Source organism: Luteococcus sediminum (assembly GCF_054783495.1).
Window position 1 is genome coordinate 140342 of the sequence record NZ_BAAGQL010000019.1, and the last position, 21905, is coordinate 162246.

22 protein-coding genes, 1 tRNA gene and 1 other RNA gene are annotated in these 21905 nt (G+C 66.7%); 16 read left to right on the forward strand and 8 right to left on the reverse strand.

What is annotated here, in order from left to right; genetic code table 11:
* The first annotated feature begins 31 nt into the window (after window positions 1-31).
* Complete coding sequence (gene mgrA, locus ACYVKA_RS11145) at window positions 32-1024, forward strand: L-glyceraldehyde 3-phosphate reductase (protein WP_460705437.1); 993 nt, start codon at window positions 32-34, stop codon at window positions 1022-1024.
* 122 nt (window positions 1025-1146) lie between these two features.
* Here mgrA and ACYVKA_RS11150 read toward each other — a convergent pair whose 3' ends face one another.
* The 4 genes from ACYVKA_RS11150 to ACYVKA_RS11165 all read right to left on the reverse strand — a co-directional run bounded on the left by ACYVKA_RS11150 (window position 1147) and on the right by ACYVKA_RS11165 (window position 6757).
* Entirely contained in the window at window positions 1147-3093 is a 1947-nt protein-coding gene (locus tag ACYVKA_RS11150; protein WP_460705439.1) for an APC family permease, read from the reverse strand.
* A gap of 171 nt (window positions 3094-3264) precedes the next feature.
* The gene (locus ACYVKA_RS11155) at window positions 3265-4296 is read right to left on the reverse strand and encodes a right-handed parallel beta-helix repeat-containing protein (RefSeq protein WP_460705440.1); all 1032 of its coding nucleotides are present in this window, start codon (window positions 4294-4296) and stop codon (window positions 3265-3267) included.
* Window positions 4212-5045 carry a glycosyl hydrolase family 28-related protein gene (locus ACYVKA_RS11160; protein ID WP_460705442.1) on the reverse strand — a complete coding sequence of 278 codons (834 nt, stop codon included), beginning with the start codon at window positions 5043-5045 and terminating at the stop codon, window positions 4212-4214. The genes ACYVKA_RS11155 and ACYVKA_RS11160 overlap by 85 nt, the downstream gene beginning before the upstream one ends.
* On the reverse strand, window positions 5021-6757 hold the full coding sequence (locus tag ACYVKA_RS11165) for a hypothetical protein (protein WP_460705444.1): 1737 nt from the start codon (window positions 6755-6757) through the stop codon (window positions 5021-5023). The genes ACYVKA_RS11160 and ACYVKA_RS11165 overlap by 25 nt, the downstream gene beginning before the upstream one ends.
* 652 nt (window positions 6758-7409) lie before the next feature.
* Between ACYVKA_RS11165 and erm the strand changes: the two genes are divergently transcribed.
* The 5 genes from erm to ACYVKA_RS11190 all read left to right on the forward strand — a co-directional run bounded on the left by erm (window position 7410) and on the right by ACYVKA_RS11190 (window position 11241).
* A complete protein-coding gene (gene erm, locus ACYVKA_RS11170) occupies window positions 7410-8228 on the forward strand; it encodes a 23S ribosomal RNA methyltransferase Erm (protein WP_460705485.1) in 819 nt (272 codons plus the stop codon).
* Entirely contained in the window at window positions 8225-8662 is a 438-nt protein-coding gene (locus ACYVKA_RS11175; protein WP_460705446.1) for a helix-turn-helix transcriptional regulator, read from the forward strand. The genes erm and ACYVKA_RS11175 overlap by 4 nt, the downstream gene beginning before the upstream one ends.
* A 62-nt stretch (window positions 8663-8724) precedes the next feature.
* On the forward strand, window positions 8725-9132 hold the full coding sequence (locus tag ACYVKA_RS11180) for a helix-turn-helix domain-containing protein (protein ID WP_460705448.1): 408 nt from the start codon (window positions 8725-8727) through the stop codon (window positions 9130-9132).
* Between the two features lie 350 nt (window positions 9133-9482).
* Window positions 9483-9665 carry a hypothetical protein gene (locus ACYVKA_RS11185; RefSeq protein WP_460705450.1) on the forward strand — a complete coding sequence of 61 codons (183 nt, stop codon included), beginning with the start codon at window positions 9483-9485 and terminating at the stop codon, window positions 9663-9665.
* A complete protein-coding gene (locus ACYVKA_RS11190; protein ID WP_460705487.1) occupies window positions 9622-11241 on the forward strand; it encodes a recombinase family protein in 1620 nt (539 codons plus the stop codon). Before ACYVKA_RS11185 ends, ACYVKA_RS11190 begins: the two co-directional genes overlap by 44 nt.
* Here the strand turns inward: ACYVKA_RS11190 and ACYVKA_RS11195 are convergent.
* From ACYVKA_RS11195 to ACYVKA_RS11205, 3 genes are all read right to left on the reverse strand, one after another.
* A tRNA-Val gene (locus ACYVKA_RS11195) sits at window positions 11198-11274 on the reverse strand. The genes ACYVKA_RS11190 and ACYVKA_RS11195 overlap by 44 nt on opposite strands.
* Before the next feature lie 54 nt (window positions 11275-11328).
* Complete coding sequence (locus ACYVKA_RS11200; RefSeq protein ID WP_394275634.1) at window positions 11329-11796, reverse strand: GatB/YqeY domain-containing protein; 468 nt, start codon at window positions 11794-11796, stop codon at window positions 11329-11331.
* 23 nt (window positions 11797-11819) lie between these two features.
* Window positions 11820-12929, reverse strand: a complete 1110-nt coding sequence (locus ACYVKA_RS11205; protein ID WP_394275633.1) for an acyltransferase family protein — start codon at window positions 12927-12929, stop codon at window positions 11820-11822.
* 202 nt (window positions 12930-13131) lie between these two features.
* Between ACYVKA_RS11205 and prfB the strand changes: the two genes are divergently transcribed.
* From prfB to ssrA, 10 genes are all read left to right on the forward strand, one after another.
* The gene (prfB, locus tag ACYVKA_RS11210) at window positions 13132-14238 is read left to right on the forward strand and encodes a peptide chain release factor 2 (protein WP_460705452.1); all 1107 of its coding nucleotides are present in this window, start codon (window positions 13132-13134) and stop codon (window positions 14236-14238) included.
* A 171-nt stretch (window positions 14239-14409) separates the two neighbouring features.
* Window positions 14410-15096 (forward strand): cell division ATP-binding protein FtsE, encoded by a 687-nt coding sequence (gene ftsE / locus ACYVKA_RS11215; RefSeq protein ID WP_460705454.1) that lies wholly within the window; start codon window positions 14410-14412, stop codon window positions 15094-15096.
* A gap of 26 nt (window positions 15097-15122) precedes the next feature.
* Window positions 15123-16025, forward strand: a complete 903-nt coding sequence (ftsX, locus tag ACYVKA_RS11220; RefSeq protein WP_460705456.1) for a permease-like cell division protein FtsX — start codon at window positions 15123-15125, stop codon at window positions 16023-16025.
* 36 nt (window positions 16026-16061) lie between these two features.
* A complete protein-coding gene (locus ACYVKA_RS11225; protein WP_460705458.1) occupies window positions 16062-17297 on the forward strand; it encodes a hypothetical protein in 1236 nt (411 codons plus the stop codon).
* Window positions 17191-17520: a M23 family metallopeptidase gene (locus ACYVKA_RS11230; RefSeq protein WP_460705460.1), complete on the forward strand. Its 330-nt coding sequence runs from the start codon at window positions 17191-17193 to the stop codon at window positions 17518-17520. Before ACYVKA_RS11225 ends, ACYVKA_RS11230 begins: the two co-directional genes overlap by 107 nt.
* 110 nt (window positions 17521-17630) lie before the next feature.
* The gene (gene smpB, locus ACYVKA_RS11235) at window positions 17631-18107 is read left to right on the forward strand and encodes an SsrA-binding protein SmpB (protein WP_394275628.1); all 477 of its coding nucleotides are present in this window, start codon (window positions 17631-17633) and stop codon (window positions 18105-18107) included.
* Entirely contained in the window at window positions 18107-19933 is a 1827-nt protein-coding gene (locus tag ACYVKA_RS11240; RefSeq protein WP_460705462.1) for a DUF2207 domain-containing protein, read from the forward strand. Before smpB ends, ACYVKA_RS11240 begins: the two co-directional genes overlap by 1 nt.
* Before the next feature lie 36 nt (window positions 19934-19969).
* Entirely contained in the window at window positions 19970-20338 is a 369-nt protein-coding gene (locus ACYVKA_RS11245; RefSeq protein ID WP_460705464.1) for an FKBP-type peptidyl-prolyl cis-trans isomerase, read from the forward strand.
* Window positions 20339-20442: 104 nt separating this feature from the next.
* The gene (locus ACYVKA_RS11250; RefSeq protein ID WP_460705466.1) at window positions 20443-21123 is read left to right on the forward strand and encodes a DUF4870 domain-containing protein; all 681 of its coding nucleotides are present in this window, start codon (window positions 20443-20445) and stop codon (window positions 21121-21123) included.
* Window positions 21124-21233: 110 nt separating this feature from the next.
* Window positions 21234-21603: a transfer-messenger RNA gene (gene ssrA / locus ACYVKA_RS11255) on the forward strand.
* A 39-nt stretch (window positions 21604-21642) separates the two neighbouring features.
* Here the strand turns inward: ssrA and ACYVKA_RS11260 are convergent.
* A partial coding sequence (locus ACYVKA_RS11260; RefSeq protein WP_460705468.1) for a hypothetical protein occupies window positions 21643-21905 on the reverse strand: 263 nt, incomplete at its 5' end.

The window sequence follows — 21905 nt, forward strand, 5'->3', positions numbered from 1 at the left end:
CGGCTCCCGCAAGAAGCGGGACAATGGCTCCATGACTGGCTACCTCGCTGCTCCTGACCGTTACGACCAGATGACCTATCGCCGCTGCGGGCGCTGGGGTCTCAAGCTCCCGGTGCTGAGCCTCGGCCTGTGGCACAACTTCGGCGACCTGACCACCGGCCAGACCCAGCGGGCCATCGCCCGCCGCGCCTTCGACGCCGGCATCACGCACTTCGACCTGGCCAACAACTACGGCCCGCCCTATGGCCAGGCCGAGCTCAATTTCGGCCGGCTCTTCGCCGATGACTTCCGAGCACATCGTGACGAGATGGTCATCTCCACCAAGGCCGGCTATGACATGTGGCCCGGCCCCTACGGCCAGGGTGGTGGAAGCCGCAAGTACCTGCTGGCAAGCCTGGACCAGTCCCTGCAGCGCATGGGGCTGGACCACGTCGACATCTTCTACTCGCACCGTTTCGATGCCGAGACGCCACTGGAGGAGACGATGATGGCGCTCGACCAGGCCGTGCGCAGCGGCAAGGCCCTCTACGGCGGCATCTCCAGCTACAACCCCGCACAGACCTGCGAGGCAAACCGCATCGCCCGCGAACTCGGAACCCCGCTGCTGATCCACCAGCCCAGGTACTCGATGCTCGACCGCTGGGTGGAGGACGGGCTGGTCGACGAGTGCGAGCAGCAGGGGATGGGCATCATCGCCTTCTCCGCACTGCACCAGGGCATCCTCACCGACCGTTACCTGCACGGTATCCCCGAGGACTCCCGCGCGGCGCGCACCCCGGGGTTGCGCGAGCAGATCGACCAGCCCACGCTGGCCAAGGTGAAGATGCTGGATGCGATCGCGCGCGAGCGCGGCCAGTCACTGGCCCAGATGGCACTGGCTTGGGTACTGCGTGACGAACGCGTCACCTCCACCCTGGTCAGTGCCAGCTCCCCGGAGCAGTTCGAGGCGAACCTCGCCACGCTGGATCGACTCGACTTCGCCGAGGATGAGCTGCGCCGCATCGACGAGGTGCTGCAGGGCTGACCAGGTGCTGAGCGGAGGCGCCAGGAGCATCACCGCGACACCGAACTAGAAGATCTCGGAAGATCTGGTCCCTCCAGGGGACCGGATCTTCCGAGATCTTTCCGGTGTCGCCCAAATGGGCCTCAGCCCACGTGCAGCTGGGGCCGCCAGCGTGCCTCCGGTTCCACCTTGCGCAGGATCTCGTGGACCAGCGGCGGCGTGTCACCCTGCCCCGAGATCAGGAAGCGGAAGACATTGCCCAGCGGGCTCTTCTCCGACCACTCGAAGTAGCAGTGCGGCGGCTCCGAGGTGTGCTTGCTGACCTCCAGCAGGACCGCCGCGAGCACATTCGGCCCGGCGGTGCCGCGGGCCCGGAGGATGCGGTGACGCCCGATCCGCTCACAGGTGACCTCGACGGGCGCCTCGAAGTTGGAGGCATCGTCGATCTGCGCCTCCAGGAAGATGACCTCGGCGTCATTGGGGATGTGGTTGTCGAGCCGCACCTCCAGCGCCTTGATGTCGTAGTCGTTCACCTCGTGCTTGCCCGGCTTGTGGGCGATGAAGCGCACCGGCTCCTGGGTGGCGATCGCCTCGCGCAGCATCTCGCGGGAGGCGTCGTCGAAGTTCACCCCGGGCGAGCGCAGCTCGAAGGAGCGTCGGGTGCGCGACCACAGCGAGACCAGCATGATGAGGGCGACGAAGACCAGCGCGGCGTAGAGGCCAGCCGTGTGGGTGATGACGTTCTGCACGAAGGTGTAGATGAAGACCGCGCTGATCAGGCTGAAGTAGCTTCCGGGCAGCCACCGGCGCCGCAGCAGCTCGGTCAGGGTGACCGCCACGGCTGCCGAGGTCATCAGGGCCAGCACGCCGGTGGCATAGGCCGCAGCCTGGTCATCGACGCTGGCATCGAAGCTGATGGTCACCACGGAGGCGATCGTCCACAGCACCACCACCAGGGGGCGGGTGGCGCTGGCCCAGGTGGGGGCCATCCCGTAGCGGGGCAGGTAGCGCGGCACCACGTTGAGCAGGCCCGCCATAGCCGAGGCTCCCGCGAACCACAGAATCGCGATCGTGGCGATGTCATAGGTAGTGGCGAAGGGCTCGCCGAGGTAGGCGTGGGCCACGTAGGCCAGGGCCCGCCCATTGGCCTCGCCGCCAGGCTGGAACTCGGGGGCAGGGATCAGCAGGGTGGTGGCCACCGAGGATCCGATGAGCAGCACGCTCATCATCAGCGCGGCCGTGGTGAGCAATCTCTTGGTGTTGCGGATGCGACCGCGCGGGGCGCCAAGGGTGTCATCCTTGTCACCTCGCACCTGCGGCATCACCAGTACGCCGGTCTCGAAGCCCGACAGGCCCAGCGCCAGGGCGGGGAAGACCAGCATCGAGGCCCCGAAGGCCCCCAACCAGTTGCCGTTCTGCTGCACCACGCCCTGGCTCCAGCGTTCGACGAGCTCCGGGTGGGCCAGCACCTCGGCCAGACCGCGCACCATCACCACGATCGACAGCCCCAGGTAGGTGACCACGAGCACCACGGCCACCCCGATCGCCTCGCTGAAGCCCTTGATGAAGACGGCCGCGAGCAGGGTGAGCAGCAGCAGCGTGATGGCCACCTGATGCCCCTCAAGGTACTCCTTGAGCAGGGGGTTCTCGATCATGTGGGCGGTTGCGTCGGCAGCGGAGAGGGTCATGGTGAAGATGAACCCGGTGGCGATGAAGCCGATCAGGATCAGCACCAGCACCTTGCTCGACCAGAAGGTGAGCAGGCGCTCCAGCATCGACAGCGAACCGTCACCATGGGGGCTCTCCTGGGCCACGCGACGGTACATGGGCAGCGCGCCGAACAAGGTGATGACCACCAGGACGAGCGTGGCGACGGGTGCCAGGTTGCCTGCGGCGAGGGCGGCGATGCCGGGTTGGTAGCCCAAGGTGGAGAAGTAGTCAACGCCAGTCAGGCACATCACGGCAGTCCAGGCCTTGGCGTGCTGCTGGCTGAGCGGTTGGTCAGGCGTGGAGGTGTGCTCCGATCCGGCATCGTCGCGGCGGAGGAACCAGGTGTTGAAGCGGGAGCCACGTCCCACGGTCTTGATCACCGGGAAAGAGTAGATCCATCCGGTGGCAGGAATTCAATCCGGGCATGTCCTGCGTGCAACTTTCAACTGCGCGCGGTGCGCCAGCGCGCCAAGAGGCGGCGCACCCGGTCGGCACCCTCGCGGATCCCGCCCTGCACCAGCTGTGTGGTTCGACCGGTCCGGTCGAGCACCTCACCGGGGACAGCCGTCGCCAGGCGCACGCCCATGCCGTCGGCGGGCTCGCCGAGCGCGTCGACCCAGGTGCGCCCATCCCACCACAGGGGGCGCCCCTGGACGGTGTCGAAGAATTGCGCACCGAGTTCGGGTTCGGTGGATCCCAGCTGGGGACATCGCCGGCCAGAGCCCGTGGAGGTCCACATCTGCCCGGTGCCGGCCAGTGGCTGGGTGCTGGTCACCAGGCCGCCGGCACCCCCGGGGGGGCGGAGCGGGGGTCTTGACGAGACTGGCCGTCGGCAGGGGTTCGCTGTGGTGGCGCACCGCCTCGTCGGGCACGACGTCGTGCCACGAGTCACTGGTCACGCTGACCCTCAGGCGATCGTGGGAGGCGGGGTGCCAGCGGCAGGCCAGGACCTGCTGGCCAGCGATGCCGCCCCTGAACTTGTTGCCCGAGGCCACCTGGCGTTCTCCCGAACCGGGGGTGAAGTCGATCCAGGCGGCCTGGTTCATCACATAGACCTGGCCGCCGGTCGCCACGACCGAGGCGCCGATACCGTCCACCCGGACACCGCTGACGCCGCCGGTCCGGGTCTCCATGTAGGTACCGAACAGGGTCACGGACATCGAGGTGCCCAGACTGATGCCCGTCCGGTACTGCTCGATGGCGCCACCATGGATGGTCAGCATCGAGCGGTCCAGCATCTCGATGCCGAGGCCATTGCCGCTGCCGTCGGCGAGCAGTCCGGAGATCCGCACGCCGTGGGCGGAGACGTTGTAGCAGTACTCGATGCGCACCGCGGTGGCGTTGTGCCAGAAGGAGCACATCACCAGGTGGGCGTACCAGCACTGCTCGAGGTCGAGCCCCGCGGAGGTGTTCCAGATGGTCACGTCTTCCAGGACCAGGGCCGAGCTGCGTCGGGCGCTGATCCCGACGCTGCCGACCACCTGGTCTCCGGGACCCATCAGCCGCAGCTCCCGCACGGCGCTGTTGAGGGCCAGCTCCAGGACGGGTCCCGCATGGGAGCCCCGCAGCTGGGTGCCGGGCACATGGCCTCGCCCGGTGCCGTGGTTCCGCCGGCGCCGCGGAAGGTCTGCTGCGCGAGGCCGCGCAGCGGGGCGCTGGTGCGATAGGTGCCCAGGGGCAGGAAGATGGTTCCGCCCACGCCGGCGGCGTCAATGGCTCGTTGGATGGCTGGGGTGTCGTCGGCGGCCCGGTCTCCGACGGCTCCGTGGTGGCGCACGCTGGTCCAGGGATCGGGGGAGGGGAACTGCTGCTGGGCAGTAAGACATGCCGCGATCCAGCCATGGCGGCACGCGGCGGTGTGCTGCCGCGAGTGGTGGACGCCGGTGGACTCAGCCCGAACACGTGGGAGCGGCTGGAACGGCTGAGTTCCGCGTGGGAGCAGGCGAAACGGGGTGGCGCGAGCAAAGAACCACCGGCGGCCGAGCCAGATCCTGGGGTCGTGGCGAACCCAACGAGACGATCCCGAACCCCGCTTGCCCCGAACGAAGTGGACGCGATTCGAACCGCTCGCGCCAACGGCGAGAGTGTCCTTTCGATCTGCCGCCGATTCGACATTCACCGAGTGACGGTGTGGGAGAAGACCCGAACAAGTTGAGCTAAGTCCGCGACCGTCGTGGGGACAAAGTGCAATAACCGGTCGCAACCTCAGGTTTCCCCAACCGCAACATCGACCTTCCGAGCCGCGATCAACTACTTGGCCACGGGAGTGCCATCGGCGACGCACGACAACCCGGGCGGCAAGGATCGTCACGAGATCATCTGCCAGAGCCATTCGAAGAGGCTCCTCCCTCCCACCTGCGACATCAGAACCGTTGCGACCGCAACGAAAAGTGACACGATCGCAACCCAAAGCGCAAGCCGGCCAGTCCGGAAAGCGTCAGCAGATGAACCGAGCGATGAAACGGTTGAAAGAATGTCGCGGTAGTCACTGTCCGCTTGCCGCAGCTGCTCGAACCAATCCTCATGTCGCTCTTTGAGTCTTTCATTGAAGTTGATGGGCACCTCCGGCGCCTCATTCTCTTTGCGCGCGCGTGCAAGCTCGTCCGGAGTCGGAACATAGCTGAACTGTGGGTCTCCCTCCCAATACCAAGACCGTTTCCAAAACGCGGCAACATCACGTTGCATGCTTGCGAGGTCGAGACTCAACGTAAGTAAGCTCTGACGCAGCTCGTGGATCGCCTTCGGACGGAATTTCCCGTGTCGTGCACTGGCTCGATCTCGGATCTCGGCGAAGCGCTCCTCAGTTGCCTCAAGGTAACCCGACACGGAAATCATGAGGAACAGGTTTCTCATACTGTTGGCAAGTCGATAGGCGATGTTTTGATTGTCGTTTCCACCGATGTACTCGAATTTCTCAGGGCCGACTTCCCTGAGTATTGCCGGTCGACTTCCCCAGAGCGTCCATGTCGGGTCATCTCCCAGGGGGTCTTTCCCTATGCGCCGCTGACAGTGGAGCACTAGCTTCGGAAGGTCGGGTGAGGTGAGCATTCGGAACACCGGGCGCTCGATGCCAAGGGCACGCAGGGCATCGTCCTCTGACACGCGCTGGTCGCGATTCTGCGCGGGCTGCGGCAGCAAGGTGGGGTCGAGCTTGTCAAAGAGCATCAGCTCGAGCAATGGTTGCGGACGCTCCATCCGAGCGAAGAAACCAGGGAGACGAGCTGTAAGCCAGTCGCGCGCGGCGTAGTGCATTGAGCGACGTGCAAGCTGCACCTGGTGGATCGTTGCCCAGCGCCGGTCAAGACTGCGAGGTCTCGGACGTTCCCAGAGCAGCAAGGGTTCGTGTTGCTTGTGCCACTCAACGTCAAGCGCCTGCGCTGCCTCGTCTTGGAGGTGAAATTCGGCGACGACCGCAGTGAGACCTTGCCCGACCTGCACGGCTTTGAGTTCGATGTAATCAAACTCCGGCGGGAGACGCTCGCGGACAGCGTCCATACCGAACCAGTTGCGATCGTGTCGCACGACGTTGATGAGGTTCCACCACACCGATCCTCCACCTGAGCGAGAGCGCGCCAGCATCACGTGATTGCGCTCATCAATCGGCGAAAAACGCTGGCGCACATCCCAGCCATTCTTCCGGAGTGCCGCTTCAAGTCTTGGGAGATCGGCTGGCGGGAAGAGTTCGACCAACCAGATACTGGGTGTCGTGACGTGTTCATCTCTCGGGGCCCGAATGTTGTGCATCCAGCCATCGAGCGACTCTGCGAAGTCTCGGTCGTGCTCATTGAAAGGAATAAGCCAGTTAACGCCGTTGTTGAGCCATTTCCGCATGAACGGCGGCGTGAACTTACGCCGCCAGCCTGTGCTCAACCACCACAGCACACGGTAGGGGTAGTCATACCAGCGATACCCCTCTCCCGCCTCGGGCACGAGATCAAAGACGGCAGCAACCTCGTCGGAAATCTCGATACCGCTCTCCTCCCGCGTGGCGCGGGGACGTCGACGCCGCTGTCGGTATTTCTCGCGATCTCCGAGCTCCACCATCCACGTCTCCTATCCGATCCACGACGATTGCTGGCGCCGATGATGCGCTCTCTACTGTGCTCACTGTCCACCCCGCACCGTTACTCACGCCCATACATGACGGTTGTCCAACATCCACCCCAAGGATATCCGTGAGGTCTGACACAACTGGCTACGTCGAAGCAGAACTACCGCAGCGAGGCTTCCTGCGGTTGGTGCTGCAGCTCGGCCTTGAGTGCTCACGCCTCTTGCAGATCGAGGCTCCGGCCCGTCAGTCCAGGCCCGACGAACACACGTCCCGCGACCACCTGGTGCTGCGTCAACGAGCCGCCCCGAGGTCGCCCCTCCTCGATCTGCAAGACGCGTGGCAGCTCCATGGGGGGCCACTCGCGGTGGTATGGAGGCTCGTCTGGCACGGACGGCCTGTGAGCTGCTTCTGGCCGGGGTGATACGGATCTGCGCATCTTGGGGTGTGGACGGGGTAATGGGTCGCGGAGTGGCGGTGGGGTCGCCTACGCTGGTTGGCATGTTGGTTTACGGCACTGCTTCGCTGCGTCTGCGCAGCCGCTAACGGCGGCGAGCACCCTCCACTGGTTGTTGCTCCCGCCCCCGGTGATCACGGCCGGGCGGCTCTTTCAGCGTGCCCGGCTCCTCAACAACCACGGAGCAAACAGTGCCCACCTATCGAGGTGGCCGTCATGAGCACGGCCAGAACTTCCTGACTGACCCATCCACCATTGCCACGATCACACGGCTTGTGGCCGCCACCGAGGGTCCTATCATTGAGATCGGCCCTGGTGACGGAGCACTCACCTCACCGCTGGCTCAGCTCGGACGACCGGTAACCGCCGTCGAGATCGACACCCGGCTCGCCCGACGCTTGACCCCACGACTCCCACCGCACGCAGAGGTCGTCACCGACGACTTCCTGACCTACCGGCTACCGCCGTCTGCGCATGTGCTCGTCGGCAACCTGCCGTTTCACCAGACCACAGCCATGTTGCGACGCATCCTGCACGCCCCGGCATGGACCGACGCAATCGTGCTCGTGCAATGGGAAGTTGCGCGGCGCAGAGCAGGCGTTGGCGGTGCCACGATGATGACCGCGCAATGGGCGCCCTGGTTCACCTTCACGCTGCACAGTCGTGTTCCCGCTCGCGCGTTCACCCCACGTCCGGGAGTCGACGGCGGAATCCTCACCATCCACCGCCGCGAACACCCGCTGGTGCCCCCGGCATGGCGGCGCCAGTTCCACGCCTTGGTCCACCGCGTCTACACCGGTCCCGGACGTGGGCTCGCCCAGATCCTCGCACGCAACACCTCGCTCGGCTCACCACAGGCGGCACAGGCATGGCTGAGGGGCCACGGTATGACCGCTGCCGGGCTGCCGAAGGACCTGCCCGTCGAGGCATGGGTGGACTTGTTCAAGACCACGGGCTCCTCGCCACCGTCCCGCCGCACGCAGTCGTCCTCAGGAGGGCGGCGGCGATGAGCATCGACCCCTCATGGCGAGTCTGCCCTGACGAGACCACCCCCAGCCATGCGTGCCCGACCGAAACAGCCGCACACCATGCAGCACGGCTCCTCGCTCAAGACCCCGGACGGGATTGGCGACTTCCTGACCTTGCCGACCTCGTGCACCTGTCCACGTCACAACTGGGCAGGGCCTTCAGCCAAAGCTTCGGGATGCCGCCCATCCAGTACCTGGCTCACGTCCGAGCCCACAGACTGGCCGAGCTCCTGGTCGAAACCGACCTTCCGATCGGTGTCGCCATGACACGGGTCGGGTGGCGCAGCCGCGGCCACGCCGCACGACAGTTCACCGCCATCATCGGGGTCAGTCCATCCGCGTACCGACTCACCGCGACCCAACGAGCAAGCCTGAAATGCCCGTGCTGTGGACAGCGAAGCGAGCTGCCCCGATGACGGCCACAGAGCGCTCTGGCCTCGGCCCTGCCAGGACAGAGATCCGTGACACGGTCGTTCGGATGCGGGCTGATCTCGCTCACCGGTGGACCTTGGCCGAACTCGCACAGGATGCACATCTATCGCCGTCTCGGCTCGGGGGCCTGTTCGTGGAGCAGTTCGGCGTCCCGCCGATCATGATGTTGGCTCGGTTGCGGGTGCGGGAGATGGCTCGGCTGTTGCGGGAGTCGGATATGACGATCGGCGAGATCGGGGTCCGGGTGGGGTGGCGGAATCGAGGCCATGCGGCGGAGCAGTTCGCCAAGCTCGTGGGAGTCACCCCAACCGCATACCGCAACCAGTATCGCCAGCGGACCCGACAGACGGCAGATGACCTGACCGGTTGCTTGTGGTGCGGACAACCCCTCCCCACCACCGCCGATGACCGGAAAACGCGCAGATCGGACGGTGATCCGCTCATCCATGGCTGATCTGCTCGACATGTATCCCTCACCTGAGATAGTCGTGAAGGCCACCGTCACGGTGCTCCATCCGGGGCGCGGTGCGTACCTGGCTGGTGAGCCTCCATTGGGCTCGCCGTGTCGCGTGACGCCGTGGAGCGGCTCGGATCGTGCGTCATTCGGTGGGGATGGACGGCTGGGGAAATTTTCTCCAGCCGTGAACCACCCCACCCGGCACCCTCGTGCCCGACGCCGGAGGACGAGACGGTCCCGGACATTTTCCGGAACCGTCACCACCCCAACCGTCCCCGCGGGTACTGGGGTGGGGTGTCCACCTGTGGGGCATGAGGTATGCACGCACCACACCGAACAGGCGCCGGTTGATCGCCGAGCCCGTGCCCCGGGGCGAGCCGGACATGGACCGGCTGATTGCGCTGGTGCTGCACCTAGCCGATTGCCTCCATGCCGAGACCCCGCAGCCCGAACCCGATGCAAGCTCGATGATGAGGACCACCGACCATGACCACGACCGCCGGCACGAAGACCTTGACCGTCTCGGGTGAGGGGCGGGTGACGGCGGTGACCTATCAGCGGGTCTCCACCAAAGAACAAGCCACCGCTGGTGGCCGCGACGAAGGGTTCTCCATCCCGGCACAGCGGGAGGCGAACCGCCGCAAAGCCGACACCCTCGGCGCCCAGGTGGTGGCGGAGATCGTCGATGCGGGTGAGTCGGCCCGGTCGGCAAAGCGGCCGGGGTTGCAGCAGCTACTGGACTACATCGCGACCCATCAGGTCACGTATTGCATCGTGCACAAGGTCGACCGGCTAGCCCGCAACCGGCTCGATGACGTCGACATCCACCGCCACCTCATCGACGCCGGCGTCCAGTTGGTCTCCGCGACCGAGAACATCGACGAGACCCCCTCCGGGATGCTGCTGCACGGCATCATGTCCTCGATTGCGGAGTTCTACTCCCGCAACCTCGCCGCCGAAGTCACCAAAGGCATGACCCAGAAAGTCGCCAACGGCGGCACCCCATCCCGCGCGCCGATCGGCTACCGCAACATCCGATGCAAGGATGACCAGGGCCGGGAGTACCGCACCGTTGAGATCGACCCCGACCGAGCACCGCTCATCCGCTGGGTCTTCGACACCTACGCGAAGGGTGAGCACACCGTCCCCGACCTGCTGGCCGAAGCCACCGCGAGAGGATTGACCACCGTGCCGACGCCGAAGCGACCATCTGGACCCGTAGGGCGCTCGACGTTCTTCAAGCTGCTGCGCAACCCGTACTACATCGGGCAGGTCCGCTACCAAGGCGCCCTCCATTCTGGCGCACACGAACCCATCGTTGACCCCGAGACGTGGCAGCAGGTCCAGACCCTCTTGGACACCCACGCCACCGCTGGGGAACGCCGCCGCAAGCACGACCACTACCTCAAGGGCACCCTGTACTGCGGCACGTGCAACGCCCGCTTACAGCTCGACTACGCCCGCAACAAACAAGGCATCCGCTACGCCTACTACATCTGCACCGGCCGAGCCACCAAACGCACCACGTGCACGAGGAAGGCCGTGCCCGTCGGCATCGCCGAACAACTCGTCACTGACTGCTACCAACAGATCGCCATCACCGAGCAGACCTACCAGCAGCTCGCGCAACGAGTCGAGGCCACCTTCGATGAGCGCCTCGCTGAACGGTCCCAAGCCATCGACGACCTCACCACCACCAAACACCGGCTCGAAGCCGAGGCAGACAAGCTCCTCGAAGCCCACTTCGCCGACGCCATCGACCTACCGACCCTGAAACGCCACCAAGACCGGATCAGGATCGCCCTGGCTGACGTCACCAAACGCCTGGACGCCGAACGGCACGACCACGAAGGCCCCCGCCAACACCTCGCCACCGCCCTACGACTCCTCGCTGACTGCGGCCGGATGTACGAGCGCACCGACGACTTGGACAAATGGCTCGCCAACCAAGCCTTCTACCACCGCATCCTCATCACCGAAGACGAAAAAGCGGCGATCCAGCTCAACGAGCCGTTCGCCGCCCTCGCACCCAACCATGTCAGGTGTTCTAATACGTCCAATCTGGTGGGCACAGAGGGACTTGAACCCCCGACACCTTCCTTGTAAGGGAAGCGCTCTGACCAACTGAGCTATGTGCCCCGGAGCTGCGAGCCATTGTGGCAGCTCGCAGCAGGTCCTGTCAGCCGCGAGGGCTCAGGCGAGTGCGGCGCGCACCAGGCCGGAGACGGTCTTGCCCTCCGCACGGCCCTGGGTGCGGGCGGTGACGGCCTTCATCACCTGGCCCATCTGCCGCATCGACGGCTTGTTGCCCTCGGCATCGGTGGCGGCTGCCACCTCCTCCTCGACGATCGCCGTGACCTCGTCGGGGGTCAGCGGCGCCGGCAGGTACTTGGACAGGAAGTCGGCCTCGGCGAGCTCCTTGTCAGCCAACTCCTGGCGTCCACCCGAGGTGTAGGCCTCGGCGGAGTCCTTGCGCTTGCTGACCTCCTTGGTGAGCACACCCAGTTCCTCGGCGTCGGTGAGCTCGCGGGCGGACTCGCCAGCGACCTCCTCGGTGTGGATGGCGGTCAGCGCCATCCGAATCGTGCCCCTGGCCAGGTCGTCGTGTGCCTTCATGGCGGTGACGAGCTCGCTCTTCAGTTGGTCCTTGAGTGCTCCCACGGGAATGTCCTTTCCTAGTCGCCCTACAGTGTCCCATGCGCCGGGGGCGTCGACGTCCCACGCGCGGGGGCGTCGATGGCCGCGACCGGCCCGCGCTCCCAGCGTTGCAGCCGGGCCATCCAGGGCTTGGGCAGCTCGAAGGCCATCTCCATCGGCCCACGGCGCACCACCTGTTCGATGGCCAGCGCGGCGGCGGCGGTGGCAATCGTGAGCAGGGCCGGGTAGATGACCGCGACCGGTCCCATCAGTTCCACCAGCCTCGAGGCGACGCCGAAGTGCATGTCCAGGGCAATCCAGCAGGCCAGCAGGACCGGGTGCATCACATAGACCGACAGGGTGCGGCGCCCGACCCAGGCCAGCGGACGGAGCGCACCGAGCCAGCGTTCCCACATCGCCATGATCGCCAGGGCGCCCAGGCCCTTGCCGACATTGCCGGCGACGAAGCTCAGGCTCATCGCCATCGGCGGCATTCCCAGACGCGAGAAGATGCTCGGGGTCACGGCGAGCACGGCACCGGCCGCCAGCAGCAGCCATGGTTGGGCGTGGACGTGACGCTTCAGCCACGGGGCCGACCAGACGCCGAGCACGTAGTAGAAGGCCAGGTCGGGCACCTTGAGGGCGATGACATCGCCCGGGCGCACGAACAGGGTGAGGACCAGCAGGGCCACCAGGATGACCGGGATCGGCACGTGCAGGCTGCGCAGCAACCACAGGCCGGTCATGAAGACGGCGAGGCCGAAGATGTACCACAGCGGGGTGGCGGGGGCGACGAGCTGCACCAGCCAGTCGGTGCCCGGGTGGACCGTCCCGACGGCCTCGGTGTGCAGCGGCGGGATGACCAGGGCGTAGATGGTCAGCCACACCACGTAGAGCCAGTAGTTGGCGGCGGCTGAACGCAGCGCAGGACGTCCGCGCGAGACCTTGCCGGCGGCCAGCATTCCCGACAGCAGGAGCAACAGCGGCATCCGGATGCCGCCGACGAAGTTGTTGAGTGCGGCCCAGGCCTGGGCATGCAGGTCACCGTCCAGCATCGGCAGGTGCCAGATCACCACGTGGAAGAGCACGACCAGCAGGACGCACCCACCCCTGGCCATGTCGATCCACGCCTGACGCGCGGGCTGTGCACCTGCCATCCCCGACCCTCCGAATCCTTCCGTCTCATCAGGACGGCCCAGGCTTTCCTTGTCCTGCATGGATGCTGTGCCTTCCCAGAGGATCCACACTGTCACGCAGGCCCTCGCGGGACACGGTGACCACAGGCCGTTCACAGGGCGCGGGTGGGGCGCCCCGTCCGCGGCTGTGGGATTGCGCGACGGCCCGGTAGACTCTGTCGACGTGGCTCTCGCAGATCTTTCAGACATCCTCAGTACGCTCCGGTCCTCCCTGGCGTCGATCGAGGCCGTGCTCGACCCCCAGGCCAAGCGGGCCGAGATCGCCGAGCTGGAGAAGCAGGTCCAGGCACCCGACCTGTGGGACGACCAGGCCAATGCCCAGAAGGTGACCTCGCGGCTGTCGAACCTGCAGTCCGACGTCGAGCGCGTCGAGAAGTTGCACCAGCGCCTCGAGGACGCCGAGCTGATGATCGAGATGGCCGCCGAGGAGTCCGATGCGGACGCGGCCGCCGAGGTGGAGCGGGAAATCGGCACCCTCAAGGGCGAGATCGAGGCCCTGGAGATCCGGACCCTGCTCAACGGTGAGTACGACGAACGCGATGCCGTCGTCTCGATCCGTGCCGGCGCCGGGGGCGTCGATGCCGCGGACTTCGCCGAGATGCTCCTGCGGATGTACACCCGCTGGGCCGAGCGCCACGGATACGGCGTCAAGGTCATGGACACCTCCTATGCCGAAGAAGCAGGGCTCAAGTCGGTCACCTTCGAGGTGAGCGCCCCCTTCGCCTTCGGCACCCTGTCCGTCGAGGGTGGCACCCACCGCCTGGTGCGGATCAGCCCCTTCGACAACCAGGGCCGTCGCCAGACCTCCTTCGCCGCGGTCGAGGTGATCCCGCTGATCGAGGACACCGACCACATCGACGTGCCCGAGTCCGACATCCGCGTCGACGTCTTCCGTTCCTCGGGGCCCGGCGGCCAGTCGGTCAACACCACCGACTCCGCGGTGCGCATCACCCACCTGCCCACCGGCCTGGTGGTCTCGATGCAGGACGAGAAGAGCCAGATCCAGAACCGTGCCGCCGCCATGCGCGTGCTGCAGTCACGCCTGCTGCTGCTCAAGAAGCAGGAGGAGGACGCCAAGAAGAAGGAGCTGGCCGGCGACGTGAAGGCCAGCTGGGGCGACCAGATGCGCTCCTATGTCCTCAACCCATACCAGATGGTCAAGGACCTGCGCACCGGCCACGAGGTGGGCAACGTGGACGCGGTCTTCGACGGCGAGATCGACGACTTCATCGATGCCGGCATCCGCTGGCGCATGCGCGAGCACGACTGAGCGACCAACGGCACCCTCACGGGAAGGAGACGGCAGCCGAGATTTCGGCTGACGTCTCGTGTGTCCACCGCGGATGCCCGGGGGCGGGGGCCTAGACTCCCACTCGGCCGACAGAGAACGCAGTTCCCGGCGCCTTCCCCAGCCATCCCCTAGTGCGGCCAAGGAATCATCGTGATCATCTTCGACGACGTCACCAAGATCTACGAGGGCCAGCAGAAGCCTGCCCTGCGCAATGTGAGCGTCCAGGTGGACAAGGGGGAGTTCGTCTTCCTCGTCGGCCAGTCGGGCTCCGGGAAGTCCACCTTCACGCGGCTCGTGTTGCGCGAGTACCTGCCGACCTATGGGTCGATCCACGTGCTGGGCAGGGACCTCAAGCAGATGCGCAGCTGGAAGGTGCCGGCCCTGCGACGCCAGATCGGCACGGTCTTCCAGGACTTCCGGCTCCTGCCGGGCAAGAGCGTCCAGGAGAACGTCGGCTTCGCCCTGCGGGTGATCGGTCGCCCGCAGGCAGAGATCCGGCAGGTGGTCCCCGAGACCCTCGAAATGGTGGGCCTGCAGGGAAAGGCCGATCGGCTGCCGGAGGAGCTGTCCGGGGGCGAGCAGCAGCGCGTCGCCATCGCCCGCGCCTTCGTCAACCGGCCCCAGATCCTGATCGCCGACGAGCCCACCGGCAACCTCGACCCGGCCACCAGTGTCGGCATCATGAAGCTGCTCGACCGGATCAACCGCACCGGCACCACCGTCATCATGGCCACCCATGACTCGACGGTGGTCGACCAGATGCGCCGCCGTGTCGTCGAGCTCGACGCCGGCAGCATCGTGCGTGACCAGACCAAGGGCGTCTACGGCACCGCCTGAGCCCCACCCCAGCTGACGAGGAAGAGATGCGACACACACTGCGCGAGACATGGTCGGGACTGCGCCGCAATGTCTCGATGACCCTGGCCGTCATCGTGACCATGTGGGTGAGCCTGAGCCTGTTCGGCGCCGGCCTGATGACGATGCAACAGGTCGACCTGATCAAGGGCAAGTGGTACGACAAGATCGAGATCTCGGTCTTCCTGTGCGTCGAGGACTCCCAGGGCGGCACCTGCGAGCGGGGCAAAGGGATCACCGACGCCCAGCGCGAGCAGGTGAGGACCACCCTGGAGTCCAATCCGCAGGTGCAGCAGGTCTTCTACGAGAGCAAGGAGGAGGCCTACCAGGAGTTTCGCAAGACCTTCGCCGACTCGCCCATCCTGGAGAGCCTGGACATCGACCAGATGCAGGACTCGTTCCGGGTGAAGCTGAAGGACCCGGCCCAGTACGCCGGCGTCGTCGACGAAGCGCAGGCACTGCCGGGGGTGCAGAACGTGCAGGACCTGCACACGGTCCTCGACCCGCTGTTCAGCTGGCTCAACGCGTTGAAGTGGGCCACGATCGGCATGAGCAGCCTGCTGCTGCTGGCCGCGGCTCTGCAGATCGGCAACACCATCCGGATGGCGGCCTTCAGCCGTCGCAGGGAACTGGGCATCATGCGGCTGGTGGGCGCGAGCAACCTCTACATCATGCTGCCCTTCCTGCTGGAGAGCCTGGTGGCGGGCGTTGTGGGGGCGGCGCTGGCCTGCGCGACTCTGGCCTTCGGCTACTGGACGATCATCGTCAAGAACGCTGAAGTCTCGATCAAGGCTTTACGTTGGATCGGATGGGACCACGCGGGGATCGCGATGGCCGGAGTTGCAGTGGTCGGAATCGTGCTGTCTATCATTCCCACGCTGTTGGCAACCCGTAAGTACCTGCGCGTCTGACGCCCCCGCGTCCTTGCTCGGTACTGGAAGAGAGACATGCACGTGACTTCGAATGGCTCCCCCGAGCTCCGTACGGCCCCCTCGTCCATGCTGTGCCCCCACCCAGTGCGTACCGCCCTGGCCACCCTGTGTGCCCTCGGCCTGGCCGTCTGGGCCGCGCCCCTGGCCGGTGCCGACGAGCTGACCGACCAGCGCGACCGGATTGCTGCCGAACAGGCCCGCAGCAAGCAGGAGCTGACCGCCTTCTCCGGAGAGCTCAACCAAGCGGCGGCAGCCCTCCAGCAGTCCAGGACCCAACTTGGGCAGGCCAGGGCCCACTTCGCGCAGGCGCAGCAGCAGCGTCAGGGCGCCGAGGCGGAGGATGCCCGTCTGGCGAAGGCCCTTGAGCAGGCCCGTGCCCAGCTGCGCAAGGCCCAGCAGGACGTGGCCGAGAACCAGGAGAAGGTGGACGCCGAGGCCCGGCTGATCGGCAACAGCGTGCGCGAGACCCACCAGCAGAACGCCGAGCTGGTCGGGCTGGCGGCCTTCGTCACCGATGTCAGTACCGGCGACGTGAACCAGAAGTTCCAGTGGTCCACCACGGTCTTCAACGCCACCCAGGCGCAGATGGACCGCCTGCAGGAGTTGCAGATGAAGCTCGAGGCCGCTCGCGAGGAGCAGGCGTCCGCGGAGGCGACGGTCGCGCGCCAGAAGGAGGCTGCCGCGGCCCAGGTGGCGTCCACCATTGCGGCTGAGAGGGCTGCCGACCAGGCGGCTGCGGCCGTCACCGACCTGGTGGCCAGCAATGAGCGGGCCCAGGCGGCAGTCGAGGACAAGCTGGCCGCCGAGCAGCGCCGGCAGCAGGCGTGGACCCAGGAGTCCAGCGCCGTCGAACGGCGGATCGCCGAGAGGATCGCGGCCGAGAAGGCCGCGGGCCGCGGCAGCTGCTCGTGCCCGGGCGCAGGCGGCCGCTGCCCAGAAGGCCGCCGCCGAGGCTGCCCGGCAGCGTGCCGCCGATGCCGCCCAGAAGGCGGCAGCGGCCCGTCGTGCGGAGGCCGCTGCGAGCCGGGCGGAGAGCGAGACCGGCGGTGGGGGCCAGGCGGCGCGGTTCGTCACCTCCGGCTCGGGCTGGATCGCCCCGGTCGCCGGTGGCACCACCTCGCTGTTCGGGATGCGGCTGCACCCGGTGCTGAAGATCTGGAAGCTGCACGACGGACTCGACCACGCAGCCGCCTGCAATTCCCCGATCATCGCCCCCCGCGGTGGGGTGGTGACCGAGAGCTACTTCAATGAGGGCTACGGCAACCGCCTGGTGGTCGACCACGGCAATGTCGACGGCCGCTTCGTGACCACCAGCTACAACCACGCGACGCACTACGTGGTCTCACCGGGGCAGCGGGTCAGCAAGGGCGACGTGCTCGGCTTCGTCGGCAACACCGGCTACTCCACCGGCTGCCACTTGCACCTGATGACCTGGTCGGACGGTGTGTTGGTCGATCCTGCCTCGATCTTCTGAGCGGCGCCCCCGGATCGTCGCTCGATCCGGTGGGCTGCACGAGCTAGGGTGATGTGGGATCGTCAACCGTGACGGTGCCCACCACATTCGACCTCGACAAGGGGATACAGGTGCCACGCGAAAAGGGGCAAAAGCTCGTCGCCCAGAACAAGAAGGCCTTGCACGACTACCACATCGGGCATCGCATCGAGGCTGGCATGGTGCTGCAGGGCACCGAGGTCAAGAGCCTGCGCAGTGGGCGCGCCTCCTTGGCCGATGCCTTCGCGACGGTCGATGACGGCGAGGTCTGGCTGCGCAATGCGCACATCCCCGAGTATGCTTTCGGCACCTGGACCAACCACGCCGCCCGGCGTACCCGCAAGCTGCTGCTCAACCGTCGCGAGATCGACAAGCTGGAGCGCGAGGTCGGCGACTCGGGCCGCACCATCGTGCCACTGAGCATCTACTTCAAGGACGGCTACGCCAAGGTCGAGATCGCCGTCGGCACCGGCAAGAAGGACTGGGACAAGCGCCAGACGATCCGCGAGCGCGACATGAACCGCGACACGCAGCGCGAGCTGGCCGAGCGCAATCGCCGGCGCAAGTGATGACCAGGCGCTGGGGGGCCTTCTGGGCGGCCCTGCTGCTCGGCTGCCTGGGGGCCCTGGCACCCCAGCCGGCCTGGGCGGCGCAGGACTCCATCGACTCGTGGACCATCGACTACCGGCTCCGTCCCGACGGCATCGTCGAGGCAGTCGAGACGATCGACTACCGCTTCGGCAACCCGGGTAACCAGCAGGGCATCACGCGCAGCTTCGTGGTGCGCGAGCCGGCACCGGGCAAGGATGCCGACAGCAAGGACATCGTCTACGACGTGCAGGTGCAGCAGGTCACCAGTGATGACGCCTCCGGCCAGTACGCGATCCAGCGCGACTCCGAAGGCCGGGTGGAGTTCGTCACCCTGAGGATCGGCACGCCGGGACGCTACATCGCGCGCCGCACCGCCTCGTGGACGATCCGCTACACCGTCAACGGCGCGCTGCGCGACTATGCAGACCACCGCGAGTTCAGCTGGGATGCGGTCAGCGGCGAAACGCCCCCGGTGGACGAGATCACCGTGACCGCCGAGGTGCCCAAGGGTGTGCAGGCGATCAAGTGCTCGACGGCCAAGCCGCCGACCGAGCGCGACTGCACCTCGGGCACGCTCACCGACGGCCGCGCCACCTGGGTGCAGCGCGGCAAGATGCCCGGCGAGGTGATGACTGTCTCGGCGAAACTGGCCCAAGGGGCGGTCGCCGGAGGCGGTGCGCAGCTGGTGCCGCGGGCCGATGCCGACGAACTGGCCCTGCAGCGCGTGGGCATGGGTGCCGGGCTGGCGAGCCTGGTGGCCTCGCCGGTGCTGGGGCTGCTGTGGTGGCGACGACGTGGGCGCGACCTGCGATTCGTCGGGCTGCCGCCCGGTGTGGTGCCGGGGCCGGGGGAGCGGGTGGCCCAGAAGCCGTCCGGGAAGATCGAGATCCCGGTGGCCTTCTCGCCCCCGAAGGTGAGCGTCGCCGAGGCGGGGCTGCTCGTGGACGGAGTGGTCGACACCCGCGAGACCACGGCGACCCTGGTTGACCTGGCGGTGCGTGGCGTCGTGCAGCTGGCCAATGACCAGGGCTCGACGCGGGTGGCGCTGGTCGACCCCTCGGGTGCCACGGAGCCCCACGAGCAGGTGCTGCTCAACCGGCTCTTCGCCGGCACAAGGGGCGAGATCGACCTGGCCGGCCAGGGCAGCATGCATTCGGCGCACGAGGCGATGGTCACCAGTGTCCGCAACCAGGTGGCCCAGCGCGGTTGGTTCACCGCGATCCCCTCGGCCGCGGGCGCCGGGGTCGGCTGCTCCGGCGTGCTCATGCTGGTCTTCGTCTGGTTCTTCCTGGGCGGCGAGCTCTCGCCCGCGCTGTGGCTGCTGGCTCCGGTGGTCCCGCTCATCATCACCAGCTATGTGGTCCGACGCCGGCTGCGGCGTGGCCAACGTACCGGGCTGGGGCGTGCAATCACCGACCAGGTGGAGGGTTTCCGCACCTACCTGGCCACCGCCGAGGCGGAGCAGCTGCGCTTCGAGGAGGGGGAGGACATCTTCTCCCGCTACCTGCCGTGGGCAATCATGTTCGGCCTCGCTGACCGCTGGGCCGACCTGTGTGCCGAGCTGGTGCGGATGGGTCGGCTGAGTGCTGAGCCGCCGGTCTGGTACTACGGCCCCTACGACCAGTGGAACTTCTACGTCTTCACGCATTCGCTCAACACCATCGACCACGCGGCGACGCCGGCCATGCCGGCACCCACCTCGATCGGCACCTCGGGTACCGGCTTCGGTGGGCCCTCGGCCTTCGGTGGCGGTGGGGGCTTCTCGGGCAGCGGCGGTGGCGGCGGTGGCATCGGCAGCTGGTGACACTGGGTTCGCTGCTCATGTGGCAGGCTGGTGGGCATGACTGAAAAGCCTGAGATCGACTTCCCCGAGGGCCCGGCCCCGACCGAGCTCCAGATCACCGACATCACCATCGGCGACGGACCCGAGGCCAAGGCCGGCATGACCGTGGCCGTCCATTACGTGGGCGTCGCCTACTCCAGCAGCGAGGAGTTCGACTCCAGCTATGGCCGCGGCCCGCTGCAGTTCCAGCTCGGCGCCGGCCAGGTCATCTCCGGCTGGGACACCGGAATCCAGGGCATGAAGGTGGGTGGCCGTCGCAAGCTGGTCATCCCCGCCCATCTGGCCTACGGCGACCGTGGCGCCGGCGGCGTCATCGCCCCCGGCGAGACGCTGATCTTCGTCTGCGACCTGCTGGGCGTGCGCTGAGCCATCCTCCGCGTCCGCTGTGGCGCGAACGAACCACACCAGTCGGGGTCGGCTCAGGGCCGGCCCCGATTGGCCTGCCCACGCTGGTGAACAAGGATTGGACCATGTCCACCACCCTGTCCAGCCGCACCACGTCAAGCCCTCTCGACGCCCTCGCCCCTCGCGGAGTTGCACAGATGCCTTCGGCCTTCGAACACCCCAGCCTCCAGCTGCCCGTCACCGCTCCAGACCGTGAGCGTGCGCTGGGCTACCTGCAGCAGGCCTATGCCGAGCAACGGCTGACCGAGTGGGAGCTCGACCAGCGCATCGAGATGGTGCTCCAGGCGCGCACGCGTCGTGAGATGAACCGGGCCTTCGACGGTCTGGCCCGCATCCCGGTGGGGACCGGCGCCGTCCTGATGGCGCGCCGCGCCTCGGGCCAGCCGGGCCCGGTGGCTCGTACCGGCAGCGCGCTGGCACACCTCAGTGGCCTGGGCACCTGGGTCTTCGGCCCAGCTGTCTTCTACGCGGCCACGCCCCGGCACAGCCACACCCACCGGGAGGCCGCCAAGGCCTTCAACTTCCAGCTGGTCATGGGCGTGCTCGCTGGACTGGTGGGGATGCTCACGAGCGTCCTGGGTGCAGGCGAGCTGGCGATGCCGGTCGGCGCGCTGGTCTGGCTGGTGCTCACCGTCGTGGGTGGTGCCAGAGCCGCCAGCGGCGAGGACTGGACCAATCCGGTCTCGCGCGTCGTGCCCTTCAAGCTGCTCGATGAGGGGCGCGCGCCGCGCCAGCTGGGGCGCTGATTCGGGCGTCACCGGCGCACGGCTGGCAGGGTAACCGCTTGGCCTGATGCCGGCGGGCAGGTAGTATGGAAAAACCGGGCTGTTGGTGCAGCCCGGGGTACAACTCAACAGGGGGTGACTGGTTTCGACTTGGGACGGTAGTTCCAGGTGAAGCGGGCCGTGAATCCAGGGTCAACACGTTAATGTTCCCCGGAAACCTATAACTGCCGACACCAATCGCGCAGACTTCGCTCTCGCTGCCTGAGCAGTGACCGAAGGGTCAGACCGGATGTAGCCTTCCGTCCGGATCCTGGCCTCATCAAGGAGGCTTGCTGATCAACCCGTGTGGCAGGGGTTGATCGGGACTTTACTGCCACTGGGCCTGTCCACGACGTGCTGCAGAGAGCGTGGGGGCCGAGAAAAGCATCAACCGCAGCTGCGCCCGGAGAAGACCTGGTTCGCCTCTCGAGGACGCGGGTTCAATTCCCGCCACCTCCACAAATACCCCCTGAGGGTACTCGTTGAACTCTCTTTGAGAGTTCAACGAGTACCCATGTTGTTGTGTCTGGTGAGCTGTTCGTGGGTGATGGGTTCCCCGTCGTCGTAGTAGCGTGTCGTGATGGTCAGCTTGTGCTTGCTGGCGGTGATCTTGTCGATGAAGTTGTGGAGCAGTGAGGTTTTCTCATCAGGGCTGCCTGTAGAACATCGGCAGTGATGCTCTGGCAAGGGGTGATGGTCGACTCGGGTGGGTGCATGCGGGTCGGGTGGTGCAGGATCGGTTTCTGCCAAGACACCCATCGTCC

Coding starts and splice junctions, on each gene's coding strand:
- ftsX (WP_460705456.1), top strand. CDS start 15,123: ATGCGACACACACTGCGCGAGACATGGTCGGGACTGCGCCGCAATGTC.
- ACYVKA_RS11240 (WP_460705462.1), top strand. CDS start 18,107: ATGACCAGGCGCTGGGGGGCCTTCTGGGCGGCCCTGCTGCTCGGCTGC.
- ACYVKA_RS11180 (WP_460705448.1), top strand. CDS start 8,725: ATGCGGGCTGATCTCGCTCACCGGTGGACCTTGGCCGAACTCGCACAG.
- ACYVKA_RS11165 (WP_460705444.1), bottom strand. CDS start 6,757: ATGGTGGAGCTCGGAGATCGCGAGAAATACCGACAGCGGCGTCGACGT.
- ACYVKA_RS11175 (WP_460705446.1), top strand. CDS start 8,225: ATGAGCATCGACCCCTCATGGCGAGTCTGCCCTGACGAGACCACCCCC.
- ACYVKA_RS11205 (WP_394275633.1), bottom strand. CDS start 12,929: ATGGCAGGTGCACAGCCCGCGCGTCAGGCGTGGATCGACATGGCCAGG.
- ACYVKA_RS11190 (WP_460705487.1), top strand. CDS start 9,622: ATGACCACGACCGCCGGCACGAAGACCTTGACCGTCTCGGGTGAGGGG.
- mgrA (WP_460705437.1), top strand. CDS start 32: ATGACTGGCTACCTCGCTGCTCCTGACCGTTACGACCAGATGACCTAT.
- ACYVKA_RS11245 (WP_460705464.1), top strand. CDS start 19,970: ATGACTGAAAAGCCTGAGATCGACTTCCCCGAGGGCCCGGCCCCGACC.
- ACYVKA_RS11225 (WP_460705458.1), top strand. CDS start 16,062: ATGCACGTGACTTCGAATGGCTCCCCCGAGCTCCGTACGGCCCCCTCG.
- ACYVKA_RS11250 (WP_460705466.1), top strand. CDS start 20,443: ATGTCCACCACCCTGTCCAGCCGCACCACGTCAAGCCCTCTCGACGCC.
- ACYVKA_RS11160 (WP_460705442.1), bottom strand. CDS start 5,045: ATGGCTCTGGCAGATGATCTCGTGACGATCCTTGCCGCCCGGGTTGTC.